Annotated in this window: 18 protein-coding genes and 1 other annotated feature; of the genes, 17 read left to right on the top strand and 1 reads right to left on the bottom strand. The window is 39.6% G+C overall.

Features of this window, described 5'->3' with window-relative positions; translation table 11 throughout:
• Positions 1–32 precede the first annotated feature (32 nt).
• The 8 genes from araA to ACWPWY_RS08110 all read left to right on the top strand — a co-directional run bounded on the left by araA (position 33) and on the right by ACWPWY_RS08110 (position 9,127).
• Positions 33–1,457, top strand: coding sequence for an L-arabinose isomerase (araA, locus tag ACWPWY_RS08145; RefSeq protein WP_454191216.1), 1,425 nt, complete (start codon positions 33–35; stop codon positions 1,455–1,457).
• A gap of 288 nt (positions 1,458–1,745) precedes the next feature.
• On the top strand, positions 1,746–2,381 hold the full coding sequence (locus ACWPWY_RS08140) for a glycoside hydrolase family 11 protein (protein ID WP_454191215.1): 636 nt from the start codon (positions 1,746–1,748) through the stop codon (positions 2,379–2,381).
• A 125-nt stretch (positions 2,382–2,506) separates the two neighbouring features.
• Complete coding sequence (locus tag ACWPWY_RS08135) at positions 2,507–3,343, top strand: formylglycine-generating enzyme family protein (protein ID WP_454191214.1); 837 nt, start codon at positions 2,507–2,509, stop codon at positions 3,341–3,343.
• Between the two features lie 109 nt (positions 3,344–3,452).
• The gene (locus ACWPWY_RS08130) at positions 3,453–5,561 is read left to right on the top strand and encodes a GDSL-type esterase/lipase family protein (RefSeq protein WP_454191212.1); all 2,109 of its coding nucleotides are present in this window, start codon (positions 3,453–3,455) and stop codon (positions 5,559–5,561) included.
• 112 nt (positions 5,562–5,673) lie between these two features.
• Positions 5,674–5,904 (top strand) — a binding site (T-box leader).
• A 49-nt stretch (positions 5,905–5,953) separates the two neighbouring features.
• Positions 5,954–7,237 (top strand): tyrosine--tRNA ligase, encoded by a 1,284-nt coding sequence (gene tyrS, locus ACWPWY_RS08125; protein ID WP_454191211.1) that lies wholly within the window; start codon positions 5,954–5,956, stop codon positions 7,235–7,237.
• A 47-nt stretch (positions 7,238–7,284) separates the two neighbouring features.
• Complete coding sequence (locus tag ACWPWY_RS08120; protein WP_454191210.1) at positions 7,285–7,458, top strand: hypothetical protein; 174 nt, start codon at positions 7,285–7,287, stop codon at positions 7,456–7,458.
• Positions 7,459–7,649: 191 nt separating this feature from the next.
• Positions 7,650–8,459 (top strand): polysaccharide deacetylase family protein, encoded by an 810-nt coding sequence (locus ACWPWY_RS08115; protein WP_454191209.1) that lies wholly within the window; start codon positions 7,650–7,652, stop codon positions 8,457–8,459.
• Between the two features lie 266 nt (positions 8,460–8,725).
• Positions 8,726–9,127 carry a hypothetical protein gene (locus ACWPWY_RS08110; protein ID WP_454191208.1) on the top strand — a complete coding sequence of 134 codons (402 nt, stop codon included), beginning with the start codon at positions 8,726–8,728 and terminating at the stop codon, positions 9,125–9,127.
• 173 nt (positions 9,128–9,300) lie between these two features.
• On the opposite strand, the gene ACWPWY_RS08105 is transcribed toward ACWPWY_RS08110, so the two are convergent.
• Complete coding sequence (locus ACWPWY_RS08105) at positions 9,301–9,627, bottom strand: MazG nucleotide pyrophosphohydrolase domain-containing protein (RefSeq protein ID WP_454191207.1); 327 nt, start codon at positions 9,625–9,627, stop codon at positions 9,301–9,303.
• 85 nt (positions 9,628–9,712) lie between these two features.
• On the opposite strand from ACWPWY_RS08105, the gene ACWPWY_RS08100 reads away from it, so the two are divergent.
• From ACWPWY_RS08100 to ACWPWY_RS08060, 9 genes are all read left to right on the top strand, one after another.
• Complete coding sequence (locus ACWPWY_RS08100; protein WP_454191206.1) at positions 9,713–10,294, top strand: LOG family protein; 582 nt, start codon at positions 9,713–9,715, stop codon at positions 10,292–10,294.
• Positions 10,295–11,107: 813 nt separating this feature from the next.
• On the top strand, positions 11,108–11,716 hold the full coding sequence (locus ACWPWY_RS08095; protein ID WP_454191205.1) for an RCC1 domain-containing protein: 609 nt from the start codon (positions 11,108–11,110) through the stop codon (positions 11,714–11,716).
• 94 nt (positions 11,717–11,810) lie between these two features.
• Positions 11,811–12,542: a stalk domain-containing protein gene (locus tag ACWPWY_RS08090; RefSeq protein WP_454191204.1), complete on the top strand. Its 732-nt coding sequence runs from the start codon at positions 11,811–11,813 to the stop codon at positions 12,540–12,542.
• A 51-nt stretch (positions 12,543–12,593) separates the two neighbouring features.
• Positions 12,594–13,010 (top strand): hypothetical protein, encoded by a 417-nt coding sequence (locus tag ACWPWY_RS08085; protein ID WP_454191203.1) that lies wholly within the window; start codon positions 12,594–12,596, stop codon positions 13,008–13,010.
• A 13-nt stretch (positions 13,011–13,023) separates the two neighbouring features.
• Positions 13,024–13,332 carry a hypothetical protein gene (locus ACWPWY_RS08080; protein WP_454191202.1) on the top strand — a complete coding sequence of 103 codons (309 nt, stop codon included), beginning with the start codon at positions 13,024–13,026 and terminating at the stop codon, positions 13,330–13,332.
• Between the two features lie 43 nt (positions 13,333–13,375).
• Positions 13,376–13,792: a hypothetical protein gene (locus tag ACWPWY_RS08075; RefSeq protein WP_454191201.1), complete on the top strand. Its 417-nt coding sequence runs from the start codon at positions 13,376–13,378 to the stop codon at positions 13,790–13,792.
• A 274-nt stretch (positions 13,793–14,066) separates the two neighbouring features.
• Positions 14,067–15,176, top strand: a complete 1,110-nt coding sequence (locus ACWPWY_RS08070; RefSeq protein ID WP_454191200.1) for a response regulator — start codon at positions 14,067–14,069, stop codon at positions 15,174–15,176.
• Between the two features lie 6 nt (positions 15,177–15,182).
• Positions 15,183–15,680 carry a helix-turn-helix transcriptional regulator gene (locus ACWPWY_RS08065; RefSeq protein WP_454191199.1) on the top strand — a complete coding sequence of 166 codons (498 nt, stop codon included), beginning with the start codon at positions 15,183–15,185 and terminating at the stop codon, positions 15,678–15,680.
• 22 nt (positions 15,681–15,702) lie between these two features.
• Positions 15,703–16,470: a cache domain-containing protein gene (locus ACWPWY_RS08060; protein ID WP_454191198.1), complete on the top strand. Its 768-nt coding sequence runs from the start codon at positions 15,703–15,705 to the stop codon at positions 16,468–16,470.
• The last annotated feature ends 63 nt before the right edge of the window (positions 16,471–16,533 follow it).

Here is a 16,533-nt window from a genome sequence, read left to right as displayed (position 1 = left end):
ATTAAACAAAAATAATAGAAAAGAGGATTCATATGACAACAGTTAGCACAAAACAATTTTGGTTTGTTGTTGGTTCACAGCATCTATACGGAGAAGTAGCATTAGCAGAAGTGAAAGCTCACGCTCAAGAAATGACAGATGCATTAAATAATAGCGGTGTTCTTCCTTACCCATTGGTACTACAAGATCTAGCAGTAAGTGCAGATAAGATTACAGACATTATGAAAGAAGTGAACTATCGTGATGAAGTTGCCGGTGTAATTACTTGGATGCATACCTTCTCACCAGCAAAAATGTGGATTCGCGGAACAAAACTGTTGCAAAAACCTTTACTTCATCTAGCGACTCAATATAACGAAAGCATTCCATGGGCAACCATTGATATGGACTTCATGAACTTGAACCAAGCTGCTCATGGAGATCGAGAGTACGGATTTATTAATGCACGTTTGAACAAACAAAATAAAATTGTTGTTGGCTACTGGGAACGTCCTGAAGTGCAAAAACAAATTGCAGAATGGATGGACGTAGCGGTTGCTTATAATGAAAGCTTCCATATCAAAGTTGCTCGTTTTGGCGACAACATGCGTAACGTAGGGGTTACTGAAGGAGATAAAGTCGAAGCACAGATTCAATTTGGCTGGACGGTTGACTACTTTGGTATCGGTGATCTGGTTGAGGTTATAAACGAAGTTAAGGAAGAAGAAATCAACGATTTGTTTGCTGAATATGCAGAATTGTATGATTTTGAATATGGTACGTATAGTAAAGAAGCTTGGGAAGCAAGTGTGAAAGTACAAATCAGCTATGAAATCGCGATCAAACGTTTCTTGGATCGAGGCGGCTACAATGCTTTCACAACAAACTTTGAAGATTTACATGGAATGAAACAACTTCCTGGACTTGCTGTCCAACGTTTGATGGCACAAGGATATGGATTTGCTGGAGAGGGCGACTGGAAGACAGCGGCACTTGACCGTTTGCTCAAAGTAATGAGCCATAACAAGTCTACAGGCTTTATGGAAGATTACACGTATGAACTCACAGCTGGACAAGAATCTATTCTTCAATCTCATATGCTTGAAGTTGATCCAACACTCGCTTGTAACAAACCTAAAGTTGTTGTTTCTCCACTAGGAATTGGCGATAAAGAAGATCCAGCTCGTTTGGTGTTTGACGGAAAACAAGGAGACGGTGTTGTCGTATCTATGGCTGACTTCGGTACACACTACAAACTTTTGATCAACGAAGTTACTGCGTTCGAGCCGACAACTCCAGCTCCAAAACTTCCTGTAGCTCGCGTGCTTTGGAACGTGAAACCAAACTTCCAAGATGGAGTTAAAGCTTGGATCGAAAATGGCGGCGGTCACCATACCGTTGTATCCCTTAACTTAACTACAGATCAAATTGTAACTTACGCTAAACTTGTTAACTTGGAATATGTAGTCATTAAGTAATCATTCATTCTCTTCTACAATGATAAGAATCATATAGTTAGAGCCGTCCTATAGAGGGGCGGCTTTTTTTTGTTGAGATTGATTTTACATGTGAAAAATGAAGTAACACCTATAATTTGCAAGGTATAAATGTATGCGCTTTCTTCGTATAATCTTGCCAAGAAGGAGGTGATTGTACAGGTTGAAGAAATAGTACACAGGCAGAGATAGGTATGTTGCAATGGATACAAAAAAGCAACCAAGAAACTGCTGCATGTTGAAAGGCAAAAATAGGTGAGGAGGCAGTTTATGTTTAAAATGAAGAAAAAAATGGGAGCGGTAATCCTTGCGGTGTCCATGAGTTTAGGCGTGTTTGCCGCGACTTCGAGTGCAGCGACCGATTACTGGCAAAACTGGACGGACGGCGGCGGGACGGTGAATGCCACTAACGGATCTGGGGGGAATTACAGCGTCAACTGGAGTAATACTGGAAATTTCGTTGTCGGTAAAGGCTGGACCACCGGATCACCGTCTCGAACAGTTAATTATAATGCAGGCCTCTGGGCACCTTCAGGTAATGGATACTTAACCCTCTATGGGTGGACAAGGAATTCATTAATTGAATACTATGTTGTTGATACTTGGGGTACTTATAGACCAACAGGAACTCATAAAGGAACGGTGACAAGTGACGGCGGCACATATGATATTTACACAACAGCAAGATATAATGCCCCTTCCATAGACGGGACACAAACATTCACCCAGTACTGGAGCGTACGACAATCCAAGAGACCAACCGGAGTTAATTCAGCGATCACGTTTGGCAACCACGTTAACGCATGGAAAAAAGTAGGGATGAATTTAGGAAGCAGTTGGTCATATCAGGTATTAGCAACAGAGGGTTACCAAAGTAGTGGCAGTTCGAATGTAACCGTATGGTAACACTCTAATAGAGGATGACCCTGAATTTTAATTGCCGTTAGAGAAGGCGCTTCGCTTTGCCGAAGGCAAGTTATAGGCCCTAGTGGCCTATAACTTTTTTCTATACGTACAAAGGAGATAAGTGAATGAGAAAACGATGTTTTGTCCTTTTTACATTGATTTTAATGATGATCAGTGCTTGTTCGCAGGAAAATAAGATAAACGATGACAACTTTGTACTAGTCAAAGGCGGGGTATTTGAAAATAAGAACTCTAACTATTATGGAAAAGATATAGCTATTCAAAATTTTTATATCAGCAAATATGAGGTGACTCAAAAAGAGTGGGTAGAAGTTATGGAAAGCAACCCTTCTCATTTTAAAGGCGAACAACTACCGGTAGAAATGGTTAGCTGGTATGACGCAATAGAGTATTGTAACGTAAGAAGTGAAAAAGAGGGATTACAACCTTTTTATGATATAGATAAGAGCAAAAAAGATCCGGAAAACAAGAATGAACATGACCTTATTAAATGGATAGTAACTATAAATGAGGGGGCTAACGGTTACAGGTTACCGACAGAGGCGGAATGGGAATACGCTGCAAGTGGAGGCCATATGAGCAAGGATTACGCATATAGCGGCAGTAACCAAGCAGATGAAGTCTCATGGTACTGGAGAAATGCGGGAGATCAATATTTATCAGGAGATTGGAGCTGGCCTGCCATCGAAAATAACGGAACAAGGACGAAGACAGCGGGACTTAAGGTACCTAATGAACTTGGAATCTATGATATGTCGGGTAATGTCAGGGAATGGTGTTGGGACTGGTATGAAGACGAGAGTAGCAAAGATTCATTCCGCACAGTAAAAGGTGGCGGTTGGATCGGTGATGTCAGCAGCAATGAGATATCATTTCGAGGTAAATTCGATCCCAATGGTTTTGGGCCAGATCAAGGTTTTCGTGTCGTTCGTGGCGAATAAAATCAAAGTTGAAAATAAAATGTTGAGGTGGTGAGGTATTCTCACATTGGGCGAAAGTAAAGTCTAGGCTAAGACTAGGGTCCGAGAATTCAGGAAGGAAGTGTATGGATTGAAAAAGTTCAAGCTATGGACAATATCTACTCTTTTACTTACCACATTCTTTGTTCCCATCTCGAGTATAACGAACGCAAATCCAGTAACGAATGTTGATGAGGGTGCGGCTCCCATTTCGCTTGATAATGAGTATAAGTTTAACTTTACTAATCAAGAAAAGTCGGGATACAAGTCCGTTGTGTATGACGAAGAACAGGGTGTTCCTTTGTATGACTCTTCCGTGGGCTATGGCTTTGTAGAGCAGACAAATGCGATGCCAGCACGGGAAGTGCATACCGATTCGATTACATCCGATGGTACTGGTTTTTTCATTACAGAGCCTAGTTTTTATGCTGAACCGAAGTATGAGAAGGACAACTATAATCATTACGGTATGGCTTTTCGTATTCAGGCTCCTCCCGGTGCGTACCGTGTATATGTAAGAACAACATCTGATGCAGCAGACACAACAGTATCGGTATCGGGTATGCAGACCAGCCGCTTGCTGAAAGGTGGTTTTTGGGATGCAGCCAAGCTGGTACCTATAAAAAATACGGCCGAAGCAAAAGGTAAAGAGTGGACATATACGTATGTTCACGGACGAAATTTTCTGGATATTGAAATCGAACCGAATAAAATAAATACTCTGGTGGGTATTGAAGAAATTGTATTACATCCGGTCTCCCCTCAAAAACGTGAACCTGGAAATCGTCCTACTCTTTTTCTTCTTGGCGATTCTACTGTTAAATCCTATATTTTCGAAGAAGCCCCGATGAGCGGTTGGGGCCAAGTCATTGACTCTATGTTTCATTCCAACAAAGTGAATATCTTAAACTACTCTATGGGTGGTCGTTCATTCAAAAATGCGTACACCGAAGGGCGTTTGAACGATATTTTGCTAAGCGGAAATACCGACGATTATGTGTTTATCCAGTTCGGACATAATGACGAGAGCACGGATGAGTTCAGACGTTATGGCAGAGGATCAACGGAAGCGATGTATCAAACGTATGTTGAAGAGGTTTACCTGCCCGCCATCCGTGCCCAAGGTATGATCCCTGTTCTAGTAACACCGATGTCTCGGATTAAGGGGGACGCGAGTCCTGGCTATGTCTATACGAACTCATTCAAGACTCGGCAATTTCCTGATATTCTTAAACGAATTGCAGAAGATAAGGAGATTACACTTATTGATCTTAATTCTGCAAGTGTAGCTTATTATAACGAGATCGGTGTAGAAGCGACAACAGCGATGTTTATGTCGATTGAAGCAGGAGAAACACCGGGTAAAACGAGTGACGGCAGCTACGCTAACGGACACCCATCCAATAAAAATGACGGAACTCACTTCAAAGAAGCGATGTCTAAACAATATGCAAGAATGATCGTTACAGAGCTTTTGAATAGGGAACAAGAAGGGGATGCGACTGCTACTGTTCTTGTGTCTTATCTGCAAGGAGATGTAAGGCGTGCGGCTATAACAGGGGACTGGACTAAGATTTTTCCAGAGATAACGAATGACACAACGACGGGTGAAGGAGCATATTACCGCAATCAGATCGAAAAATTAATTCAACTCGGTGTGATGAGTAAAGACCGCCATGGTAACTTTAATCCAGAATTGACGATTACAGTCGATGAATTTGTTGAAAGCCTTTCCAAACTGCTGGGATTGAAGAAAAAGGAATTCTCGGAATACAAAGATGGAAAATTGTCACGAGAAATGATGGCCTCGATGTTAGATGATGCATATCGTATGCACTTCCCGGTGAAGCCGAAATATATGACGAATTATAACGGAGCGAGCGTAATACCTGGAGATCCTAACTATGATCCAAATCTAGATCCTGCGCTCAGAGGAACCATGTACTATCCTTTAGTATCGTGGGAGCAGCTTATAGATACTACAGAAATTAATCCCGAGTGGATTTCAAAAGTGAAGGATGCTTATGAACTTGGGCTTATCCGATCAGAAAAAGGAATTACCAGAGGCAAGATGGTGAACGGAAACGAATTAGAACCGAAAGCTTCTGTTACTCGAGAAAAAGCGGCGAAGGCACTTTATTTTATGTGGGTGCTTACTAATGAAGTGAATGTAGAAAATGATGTTGCCTCTCTGAAATAGATTATGTATTTATGTAGATTAAAAGAGGAGATAAATCAAAGTTGACACGCTCTTACATGTGTGATTAAATGGTAAAAATTGAAAATCATACAAACGGTGATGGAAAGGTTTTTTTATAACCGAAGTAAGAAAGATGAACGAATGCCTACAGAGAGCCGGTGGTTGGTGTGAACCGGTGCAGACATCTTTCCGAATTACACTTCCGGAGTTGGAAAAGTGAACAGGATCGAATCTTAAGTAACTTTTCCCGGCATGATCTTGCCGTTAATCAAATGAAGCGAAAGAAGCTATGATTGCTTCTTTAATTAGGGTGGTACCGCGAGACAATCTTCTCGTCCCTTTAGGGGATAGAAGGTTGTCTTTTTGTTTTGTAATGATAAGGAGGAATATTCATGGAAGCTAACCATCAACTTACCAAGGAACAACAACAAGAAGTTGAACGGCAACTAAGTATCATCCGGCGAGGAGCCGCAGAGATCATACCAGAGGATGCTCTGACTCATAAGATCGCAACATCAGTCCTGACTGGAAAGCCTCTTAAGGTAAAGCTCGGTCTCTATCCTTCATCACCAGATATCCATGTTGGACACACCGTAGTTCTGCAGAAGCTAAGACAATTTCAAGACTTGGGTCATGAAGTTCAGCTTATCATAGGCGATTTTACAGGAAGAATCGGAGATCCTACCGGGAAATCAGAGACAAGAAAGCAATTGTCAGAGGACGATGTAAAACGAAACGCAGCTACCTACGAAAAACAAGTGTATAAAATACTGGATCCAAAACGAACGAAATTTTATTTTAATTCGGCATGGCTTGAGAAAATGAATTTTCAGGATGTCATGCAATTAGGTGCGAATGTTACCGTTGCAAGAATGCTGGAGCGTGATGATTTTTCAAAAAGATATAAGAGTAACCAGCCTATTCACATTCATGAATTTTTTTATCCATTAATGCAGGGATATGATTCGGTGGCGCTTGAAAGTGATATTGAGATTGGCGGGACCGATCAAACATTTAATATTTTAATGGGGAGAACGTTGCAGGGGACTTTTGGCCGTAAGGATAGTCAAGTTGCTGTTCTTATGCCACTTATGGAAGGACTTGATGGGATCCAGAAAATGAGTAAAAGCCTCGGAAACTACATCGGCATTGATGAATCACCCAATGAAATGTTTGGCAAAACCATGTCGATCCCAGATGAGTTAATGGTTAAATACTTTGAACTTAGTACCCCTATTACGAATGATGAGCTATTGAAGCTAAAGCAAGATCTACATAGTGGGGATCTACACCCACGGGATGCTAAAATTCAGCTGGCAAAATATTATGTTCGAATGTTTCATAGTGAGCAGGCAGCAGAACAAGCAAAGGAACATTTTATTACCTTATTTCAGAAACGTTTGATTCCGGAGAATATAGACGAACGGCATGTGAGTAACGAACTGCTTGAACAAGGGAGGATTTCAATCAGTAAGCTGCTTATTGAACTTGGATTTGTATCGTCAAATAGCGAGGCAAAGCGAAGTGTAGTTCAAGGGGCGGTTAAAATAAACGGAAGCAAGATTCTTGATCCTTTTGATCAGGTGAAAGTATACAACGGAGATATTATTCAATCAGGAAAAAGGAAGTTTGCTAAATTAGTCATAGCTGAGCACATTGACACTAAACAAATGTAGTACCTGATTCGGACTCCTATAAAATCATAATATTATGGAGGGTTATCATGTCAGATGAAATGAATAAGGAAATACTCGAAGAACTGAAAAGAATAAACGAAAAACTAGATCGTTTAGATAGCGGGAAAGGCCTGTCGGCTCCATTAGCAATTATTGCGATCATATTTGGATTTACATTCGTTGGACCGCTTATTTTGATGCTGATAGGCCTTTTATTTTAGAGTCACCACAAAACGAATCCAGAGTTAAGGGTGGCCTCCTATGGAATGTAGAGGTAGAGAATTCACTTTTGTTGTAGTCTAGGAATTTTATGCAGTATCCTTATCTCTTTTTCCTTATTATGTAATTTATAGGTTGTTTGTGTGTTACAATTTGTAGGTGATTATTATATGAAAAAGGAGCTGTATTTCGTATGCCTAAAATTCTTAGCTGCTATCCGGAAGGTAAACTGAAAGCACTCACGATGAGTTATGACGATGGTGTCCTATCTGACAGGAGACTAGCATCCGTCTTTAATGAGAACGGAATCAAGGGAACATTTCATATCAACTCGGGGATGTTTGGCGATACGAGGTATCGAGCCCGGCTGACAGAAGAAGAGTCCCTCGAAGTGTATCAAGGTCATGAAGTATCCGTACATACGGTTACCCATCCTTCAATTGCACGCTGTCCTAAGGAACAAGTCCTCTATGAAATCATGGACGATCGAAAGAATCTGGAGCGGCTATTTGGGTATCCCGTTAGAGGAATGTCTTATCCTAATGGTTCGTACAGCCAGGAGATCATCGAAATGCTTCCTGTTTTCGGAATCGAATATGCAAGGGTTGTACAGACAACGGGCGGCGGATACCAGCTTCCAGAAAACTTTTTGGAGTGGAAAGCCACCTGTCACCACAATCAGAATCTGATGCAACATGCCGAAACTTTTGTGTCACTGCCTCCAAAGAACATTAACCTGATGTATGTATGGGGTCATAGTTACGAATTTGATGATAAAGACAATTGGGATGTCATAGAACAGTTTTGCGAGTATATTGGTGGGCACGACGATATTTGGTACGCTACGAATATTGAGATTGTTGATTATGTAAAGGCATACAAGAATCTAAGATTTTCAGCAGATCAACATTTGGTCTATAACCCTTCTGCTCAGAGTGTATGGGTGTTACTCGATGAACAACCTATTGAAATTCCCGGAGGACGCACGCTAACGTTATTCTGACCTTACATAAAGAGGATGCATTTTAATAATACGGTATCAAATAAAGGGTAGTTCTGATCCTTGTATAGAGCTATCCTTTTAAAGTTGTGAAGGAGGGGAACACATGAATAATACACTGGCTGTAGAAGTTTCCTTTATTCGCAGTACTCAATATGGCTGCTTTTTGTGTCTTATCCGCTGTGATGTACTCCAAGTTTATTATTGAAGATTATTCCGGAAAACGCCCTCTGTTGCTGTTCTCATATCCAGTCAGCAGAAAAAAAGTATTGCTTTCCAAATTAAGCGTTGTGAGCATATTTACGATTCTATCATTACTCATTAGCAATCTGCTTATTTTCACCATATTTGGACTTACAGAAAGATTTATACCCCTCATAAACGAACCATTCACTGTGGCATTCATGCTTCTAGCGCTTAAAACAACGATTGTTATGGCTTTTATATCTGCAAGTATCGGTATTATTACAGTTGCCATTGGATTTTTTAAAAAATCAGTCCCAACTACGATTGTATCAGCCGTTCTTCTTGGTTCATTGATGTGCAACATTCTAGTAAATGCGACATTAAACATGGGAACTCTATATCTAATTGCACTGATCGTGATTATTGTCGCAATTCTCTCTCCCATAAATCTGATGCGCAAAGTACATACAATGGAAGTGGAGTAAGAAGTCCTATACTATACTCTCTAAAATGCGAAACTTTCACCGCCAGTAAAAAAATCTCACTCAACAATCAACATCACCAATCCCGGAAAAGGTCTTAAAATGAGAAGGGAAGAATCTCTATCGACGTGGAATAAAAAAGGGGCCCCTTGCTTGTAGAAGCAGGGGCAAACTTATCAAACTTTGTAGTCTGGATAGCGCATAGAAAGCTTATTTTTATGAGATAGAAAAATGTCTTCAAGAGATATATTGTATTTATTAGCTATAACAGTGAGATTACCTAGAACATCGCCTAATTCCTCTGTTAACTCTTGTTTCTTATCCAGATATGAACCGGATATTTCATCGGGACGATCTCTACCAATTTCCAAATCTCTTATAGCGCGAGCCACTTCACCCGTTTCTTCCGCTAAAAAACCAATCCGAATGAAAATATCTAGCTCCGACCATCCCCTTTGTTCATAGTATAGTTGAACCCATTTTTGAAATTCGCTTACATCCATATGTATTCATCCTCTCTATCACATTGTTTAGTTTAACATATAATAAGTTGTTTGATACAATATATGGTATAAGGAGGAGAGTTAAATGAGAAAAATAGCTGTATTTTGTGGGTCAAGCGATGGAACAAGTAAAGAGTATAAGGACGCGGCTAAGAAGTTAGGAGAAGAATTAGCGAGACATCATATTGGCCTTGTATATGGAGGAGCCAGTGTAGGGGTTATGGGAGCAGTAGCAGATGCGGTCTTAGAAAACGGAGGTCATGTTACTGGGATCATGCCTAGGTTCCTAGAAGAAAGAGAGATATCCCACAAAGGTTTAACGGAACTAATTATAGTAGAATCCATGCATGAGAGAAAAGCAAAAATGGCTGAACTCGTTGATGGCTTCATCATGTTGCCTGGTGGACCTGGAACTTTAGAAGAGTTCTTTGAAATTTTTACATGGGCTCAATTAGGGTTACATCAAAAACCATGCGGTTTCCTCAATGTAAATCAATACTTCAATCCGTTGCTAACCTTGTTTGATCATATGGTGAAAGAGGGATTTCTACAGGAAAAATACCGTGGTATGGCGATATCTACGGAGGATATAGGAGAACTGCTTCAACTGTTCCATACGTACGAACCTCCTGCAATTAAAACCTATATTACACAGCAACAGACATAAGTTAGATAGCCATTTAGAATCGTTTGAGGGGGATGTCATTATCCCCTTTTCATTAAATCTTTAAGGAGACCCAGCATTCTAATCTGTATAGTTTGATTACACTCTTTTATTCTTCAAGAAAAAGCAAGATATGAGGAGAATTAGCGCACCTATAAGACAAAAGAAACAAGATATAATTACGGTTCCAGTGGCACCGAGACTGTGTTTTCCAACGAAAAGAAAGAAAGAAATCAAACTTAAGATGATCTGACCAAGGCTCCAATAAGCACGTTTTAATTTCGTTTTTGTCAAAATGAATCCTAACACCGTGATTCCAATAGCAATGAATACGAATAATGCAAGGTAATTTTCCCATTTTAAATAATATTGACCTTTTGTATAAAGCATTAGTAATATTACCTCCTGCTAGCTAGATTTGATAATCTAATTAACCAGTATTATACATATTGAGTGTGGTTATATCTACAATTCTTCTTCCCCTAGGAAGAAGGATTTAATAATGAATTCTAATCAAAGAACTTTAATCAAAGAACTTAAGCTTTATTCAAACAGCACATAAATTTCAAATTAGAGCATCCTCCAGATAGGGGGTGAGGTTTTCGCCTCTTCCGCTACCTATTATACGGAGGTGCTCTTTTTTATTACTGATTATAAATGATTTGAAACATTATCTTATTCTTGGTCGTTAACTTTTATAGTGAGGTTGTTGAGCATAAATATGCTGTGATGTCATCCAAAGATATCGTGGTTAGTTGTTGCTTGGGTTAGTGGCTGACAGACAGGAAATTCAAAGTTGCAGGAAGGGGAATAGCGATGATAAAGCGTGGGTCTTTTAAAACAGCAGTATTGAGCGGACTGATAGCGGTGGTTATTTTCTTAATGCCCGTGAGCCTCTATGCTTCAGATCTATCAGGTAACAACGAGAAGATATTGTCGGATACCGTAGCTATCTCTGCAGGAGAGAGGGCAGTTTATGCGATCAAAAAAGATGGTACCGTCTGGGCATGGGGTGGTTTTCGTAATAGTGGGTTGCTCGGAAACGGATATACGGTTCCATCTACGTCTCCTGTTCAGATGAAGATCGACAACGCGAAAGATATTGCAAGTGGATCTAGACATACACTGATCTTGAAAAAGGATGGCACAGTCTGGGCAACGGGATCAAATGAAGATGGACAGCTTGGTATTGGGAGTACATCTTATGACAAAGCACTAGAACCTGTACAGATAAAAGAGTTAGTAAATGTGAAGGCGATTGCCGCTGAAAGTAATCAGAGTCTTGCGTTGCTAGAGGACGGTACAGTGTGGCAATGGGGAAAGACAGATCGAGTAAATCCCCCTTCTAATAAACCCGTTAAGGTTGAAGAACTTTCTTCCGGTTTGGAAATTTCGGTTGGTAATGGTTCGGCGATGATGGGATAATCGAGGGAAAGTACATGTATGGGGGACGAGGCTATATGACACGAACCCAGACAAATTAAGAAATCCAACAGCAATAAGCGGATCAAAGGAATATATGGCAATCGCTACATCTCGACAAAGAGGAGCTGCTATACAAACAAATGAAACCGTATGGACATGGAACAACTCAAAGCAGTTTCCTTCTCCAGGGGAATTGCTGAATCCGATAAAAGTCCAGAGTACAGAAAATGCACGTCAGATTGTCGGCGGTAGCAGCTCTTCTTTTAGCATCATAAAAAAAGACGGTACAGTATGGACATGGGACAGTTACTGGGATAAATCTTCTTACAAAGCTATACAAGTTAAGGGAATAAAAAATGCGGTGGATCTGGCAAGCAGCCAGTTTAATGGTCATTACGCACTTCTCAAAAACGGGACAGTTATGAAATGGACCATGGAACTTGGAGAGCCATCTGAACCGAAACCTGTTAATGCTCCTATAAATGTTGTCATGAAAGGAGAAACACTAAGTTTAGTCATTCCACCGATCATTATTAACAATGTTAGCTATGTACCGCTACGAGGAGTATTCGAACCGCTAGGCGCTACCATTGAATGGTATCAAGGTAACTTCACGGGTGTGGTGAAAAAAGACGATATTACGATTGAAATTAATACTTCTTCTGAAGGAATGAAACTGAACGGTGAGACTTTAACGGGCGAGTTGAAACCAATAAGTGTGAATTACGTGACAATGGTTCCTCTTCGCTTCCTTTCTGAAACGTTAGGAGCCGAGGTCAAGTGGCAGTCAGATAAGAATACCATTTATATTAATGTGCCAAAGTGAAGATCAGATACAAGGCGAGAATAAACTTCCAACAAGGAGATGATAAAGATAATGTACCTGATCGCACAAAAAAATGTGGGAATTATTAATCAGCTTATTGATATTTACAGACAATCAGAAGTCTTGTTTTCACCAGAACAAAGATCTAATGTTCAACAGAAAATAAATATTATAAATATAAAATCGATGCTAAAACAAGCTCTTTCGAATTGTGATCTTCAAGATTTGAAAACTATTTATGCGGTAGCTTCCATTGGATACCATGAAAGAGGGGAAAGACATCATTTTTATAATAACACGATAGAAATCATTGAGATGGAAATTAAAGAAAATGAGGAAGAGCTGCTAAAAAAACATAGTAAGTACATCGCCCTACTAACGTATGAAGAGTTAATAGAGTACTTTCTATCGGTAGTAACCCAGGCTCCTGGATTAATAGAAGGAATGAAAATACTGAAACTAATTTGAGGTGAATACGATTATGATTATTGCAATTATGATACATGAGGATCCATCTTATTATAATGTAATAGATGAGGTTGGTACCAATTTAGAGAAATTACAACAAGAGTTTGGAAGCTGGATGAGTACGATTGAAGGAAATCATCCATTTAGAATCTATACAGAATTTGTGGAAAGAGATGGAGGAAAATCATTTGCTGATTATGTAAATGTCTATGGTCCAGATGATTTTATCAGCTGGATTAATGTTGACAAATACAATGATAAAGTTGCAGTTAGGGTCAAAAATACAGGTGATATCGTGCCAGAAGCAACAATACATTTTTAATTGTTATTGATTATTTCAATTCATTAGAGGAGCTTAGACAACCATGGGTATACACAAAGTAGATAAACGAAAAGCACGGAGAATAAAGCGCAGGGCTGCTGCAAAGGTACGAAATAGTAGCCTTGTTAACGAACTGAACGACAATGAGGTCGGGAGGATCTTTGGGGAAGCTTTATTTTCTTTTCTAAATGAACAACGACACAAGCCACGTTTCGAACTGTGTATCATTAGTAGAGACCAAGGTGTAACTTGGACAGAGGAGAATATAAATGTAGCTATTACCGACCCGGATTTGTCCACTTTGAAGGTAGGAGAATGGGTTAAAGATAGAGAAGATGAAACCATATTCGTTGTCGTAGCTAATGAAGGCGAGAATAAAATATATGGCGCCTTTCAGGATGAACCTGATTCCCCTCTATATCTCCCGGAAGGTCATTTATACAGGAACGCAATAAATTAGTAGCTTCTGAAATAGGATAAAAGAATAAGAAGTACCAATATGAATCTAATCAGAGATGCTAACACAATAGTAATTAAATTATGCGAGCTATCCACCTTCCAGCAACTAAGCTTGGAACACAGATGGTTCGCATTTTTGTGTCTACAGAAGATAGTCGCGTACTCTTTACAATGGTAAAATAGCTGAAAATGATCTAGGTAGGTTGGTCTCCGTTTTCTAAAATCTTTAGATTAGCAAGGTCTGGTCCTTGAATAATGAAAATTGGGGGAGTCTAATGTATAAACTGATGATTGTGGATGACGAATTGTTAATGAGGGTGGGAATTCGTTCCATGCTTAACTGGGAGGAATTTGGTTTTTATGTTGTGGGTGAAGCGGGGAATGGCAAGGAAGCATTGGAGCTCGCACTAGAAGTGTTTCCCGATCTAATTATTACGGATATCAAGATGCCTGTAATGGATGGTCTAAAGTTTATACAAGAGGCATCTTGCTTACTGAAAACCTGTAAGTATGTTATTTTGAGTAATTTTGACGAATTACATTATGTGAAAGAAGCACTTAAGCTTGGCGCGACAGATTACCTGATTAAAAGTGAGATTTCCGAGACTTCTCTTATTGAGCTCCTTACTACCGTTAAACAGAAACTGCATAAAGAACATTATGGACCGACCAACGTACCTTTAATGCCGCATGATTATTCTAAGAGTTTGAGACATCTAAAGGACAGCTTTTTCCAAGATATTGTAAGCGGATTCATCAGTGAAAAGGATATGGCAAAGAAAGCTGAGGAGTTACATTTCCGCGTAAGATCGGACAAGCTAATTATCATCAAGTTTATCGTAAACTATTACGAGGATGCAAAGAAGAAATACGTTGAGAAGGGGGAAAAATTACTCCGATTTTCTATTCTAAATATAATGGAAGAGGTCATCCCATCCAAATGGGAGAAAGAGATTTTCGTTGAAAGTTCATCTGACTATTGGGTTGTAGTTAATATTCCTCCTGATAGTGGTTCCGTACACGCTGATATAAATAAACTTGGCAATAAGCTGATTTCCTCAATAAAAGATTTTATGAATCTATCTCTCACAGCGGGAGTAAGTACAATCGTTCCTGACTTCCATTATATTAAAAAGGCATGCCAAGAGGCAGAATTTGCCCTTAGACAGCATTTTTTCACCGACAATAATCAGGTGTTTTTTTATGAGGATGTGGTCCAAGTTCCAGCGAGAAAAGAAATAAATGGGATACTAAGTCTGCAGCAAAAACAAGAATTTTTAAAATTATGGGTATGCAAAGACCTTAAAAAAGCAGAGGTTTTCCTTGATAAAGTTCGATCTGAACTGGAGGAGTTACATGCGGATGAAAGCAGTATTCGTAAGTAATACATCATGGTAATGGAAGTGATACACTCGCATTTATCAAGCGCTACACAAAGGGATAAGCTTTCTGTTACGGAGAAATTGCCATATGAAACCGTTTTGAATGGAGAGAATTGGAAGGATATCCATCAAGATATGCTTACTTATATCGCGAATTGTTTTAAAACTGATTCCCAAGTCATGCAGGAACATACCTACGCAGACCTCGCCACTTACGTAATCGAAAAGTACTATGCCGAGGATATTTCTTTGCAAAGTGTAGCTAGCCAAATCAATGTCAATTCTTCGTATCTCAGCCGATTATTCAAGCAGAAGAAAGGTGAGAACTTTATTACTTATTTAACACGAGTGCGGATTGATCATGCAAAGGCTTACCTATTGAGCAGAGAATTGAGAGTATATGAGATAGCAGACAAAGTGGGTTACCACAATTACACGTATTTCAGTAAGATCTTCAAAAAATCTGTAGGAGTCACGCCTGAGGAATATCGAGAACTACAGCAGTAATACGTGAATAGAGGTGCATCACATGAAGCGTGCCCAACTTTTTAAAATCAAGTATAAAATCATGGTGATTTGTATGACGGTAATTATCCTTCCCGTATTCGTAATGACGATCAATTCTTATTACTCTTCCGAGCGATTGTTGGCGCAAAATTATACGGATCTTCTAAGCGATCTAGCCAAACAGACAAATATTCGCATAGATGAGTTTCTTAAGGAAATTGAAAAGATCTCACTTCTGGCCAGCAATGGACTTAGCAACAATTTATCTGCGACTCAGGAAGGAAGCTTCCCCATTCAAGATTTCTTACGGGATGGTGAAAAGAAAAATGAGGTTGCTGCATACAATAATTTGATGAATTACATTATGATGAAGGATCGCGTATTCTCCATTTATCTATATAATTTGAATGGGGGTGAAGATCTGTTCGTGAGCCCCAACCAACCCATTGATAATAATTTTAAAATGTCGAATGAATTGTGGTTTAAGAAGTTCATGCATTCAAAGGATCGAACCATCACTTTGACAACCCGAATCGATAAGCAGTTGGAGAATAAAATCCTTGCAGTTTCACATGCTCGTAAAATTCATGATGTGGATAATGGAAAACTACTTGGTGTGATCGTCGTCAGCATTGATATAAAGTTTATCGAAATTGTCAATCGCAACTTGCAGGAGGGACTACGTTCAAGGTTCATGATCGTCGACGAGGACGACAAAATTGTGTATAACGTCAACGATCAATTGATCGGCACATTGTTCCGAGATAATGTTCGTCCAGTCGAATCATAGAATATCGTAATAACAAGTCCACTTAGTCAGCAAAAATGGACAACTTATTTATATATGCCTTTG

The organism is Paenibacillus sp. Marseille-Q7038 (genome assembly GCF_965111595.1).
The sequence above is the reverse complement of the archived record's forward strand: the minus strand, read 5'-3'. Positions and strand labels throughout refer to the sequence as shown.

What these genes read in the sequence shown, in the direction of transcription:
- araA (WP_454191216.1), top strand. Translation starts at nt 33, where the DNA reads ATGACAACAGTTAGCACAAAACAATTTTGGTTTGTTGTTGGTTCACAG.
- ACWPWY_RS08140 (WP_454191215.1), top strand. Translation starts at nt 1,746, where the DNA reads ATGTTTAAAATGAAGAAAAAAATGGGAGCGGTAATCCTTGCGGTGTCC.
- ACWPWY_RS08135 (WP_454191214.1), top strand. Translation starts at nt 2,507, where the DNA reads ATGAGAAAACGATGTTTTGTCCTTTTTACATTGATTTTAATGATGATC.
- tyrS (WP_454191211.1), top strand. Translation starts at nt 5,954, where the DNA reads ATGGAAGCTAACCATCAACTTACCAAGGAACAACAACAAGAAGTTGAA.
- ACWPWY_RS08120 (WP_454191210.1), top strand. Translation starts at nt 7,285, where the DNA reads ATGTCAGATGAAATGAATAAGGAAATACTCGAAGAACTGAAAAGAATA.
- ACWPWY_RS08115 (WP_454191209.1), top strand. Translation starts at nt 7,650, where the DNA reads ATGCCTAAAATTCTTAGCTGCTATCCGGAAGGTAAACTGAAAGCACTC.
- ACWPWY_RS08105 (WP_454191207.1), bottom strand. Translation starts at nt 9,627, where the DNA reads ATGGATGTAAGCGAATTTCAAAAATGGGTTCAACTATACTATGAACAA.
- ACWPWY_RS08100 (WP_454191206.1), top strand. Translation starts at nt 9,713, where the DNA reads ATGAGAAAAATAGCTGTATTTTGTGGGTCAAGCGATGGAACAAGTAAA.
- ACWPWY_RS08095 (WP_454191205.1), top strand. Translation starts at nt 11,108, where the DNA reads ATGATAAAGCGTGGGTCTTTTAAAACAGCAGTATTGAGCGGACTGATA.
- ACWPWY_RS08090 (WP_454191204.1), top strand. Translation starts at nt 11,811, where the DNA reads ATGGCAATCGCTACATCTCGACAAAGAGGAGCTGCTATACAAACAAAT.
- ACWPWY_RS08085 (WP_454191203.1), top strand. Translation starts at nt 12,594, where the DNA reads ATGTACCTGATCGCACAAAAAAATGTGGGAATTATTAATCAGCTTATT.
- ACWPWY_RS08080 (WP_454191202.1), top strand. Translation starts at nt 13,024, where the DNA reads ATGATTATTGCAATTATGATACATGAGGATCCATCTTATTATAATGTA.
- ACWPWY_RS08075 (WP_454191201.1), top strand. Translation starts at nt 13,376, where the DNA reads ATGGGTATACACAAAGTAGATAAACGAAAAGCACGGAGAATAAAGCGC.
- ACWPWY_RS08070 (WP_454191200.1), top strand. Translation starts at nt 14,067, where the DNA reads ATGTATAAACTGATGATTGTGGATGACGAATTGTTAATGAGGGTGGGA.
- ACWPWY_RS08065 (WP_454191199.1), top strand. Translation starts at nt 15,183, where the DNA reads ATGGTAATGGAAGTGATACACTCGCATTTATCAAGCGCTACACAAAGG.
- ACWPWY_RS08060 (WP_454191198.1), top strand. Translation starts at nt 15,703, where the DNA reads ATGAAGCGTGCCCAACTTTTTAAAATCAAGTATAAAATCATGGTGATT.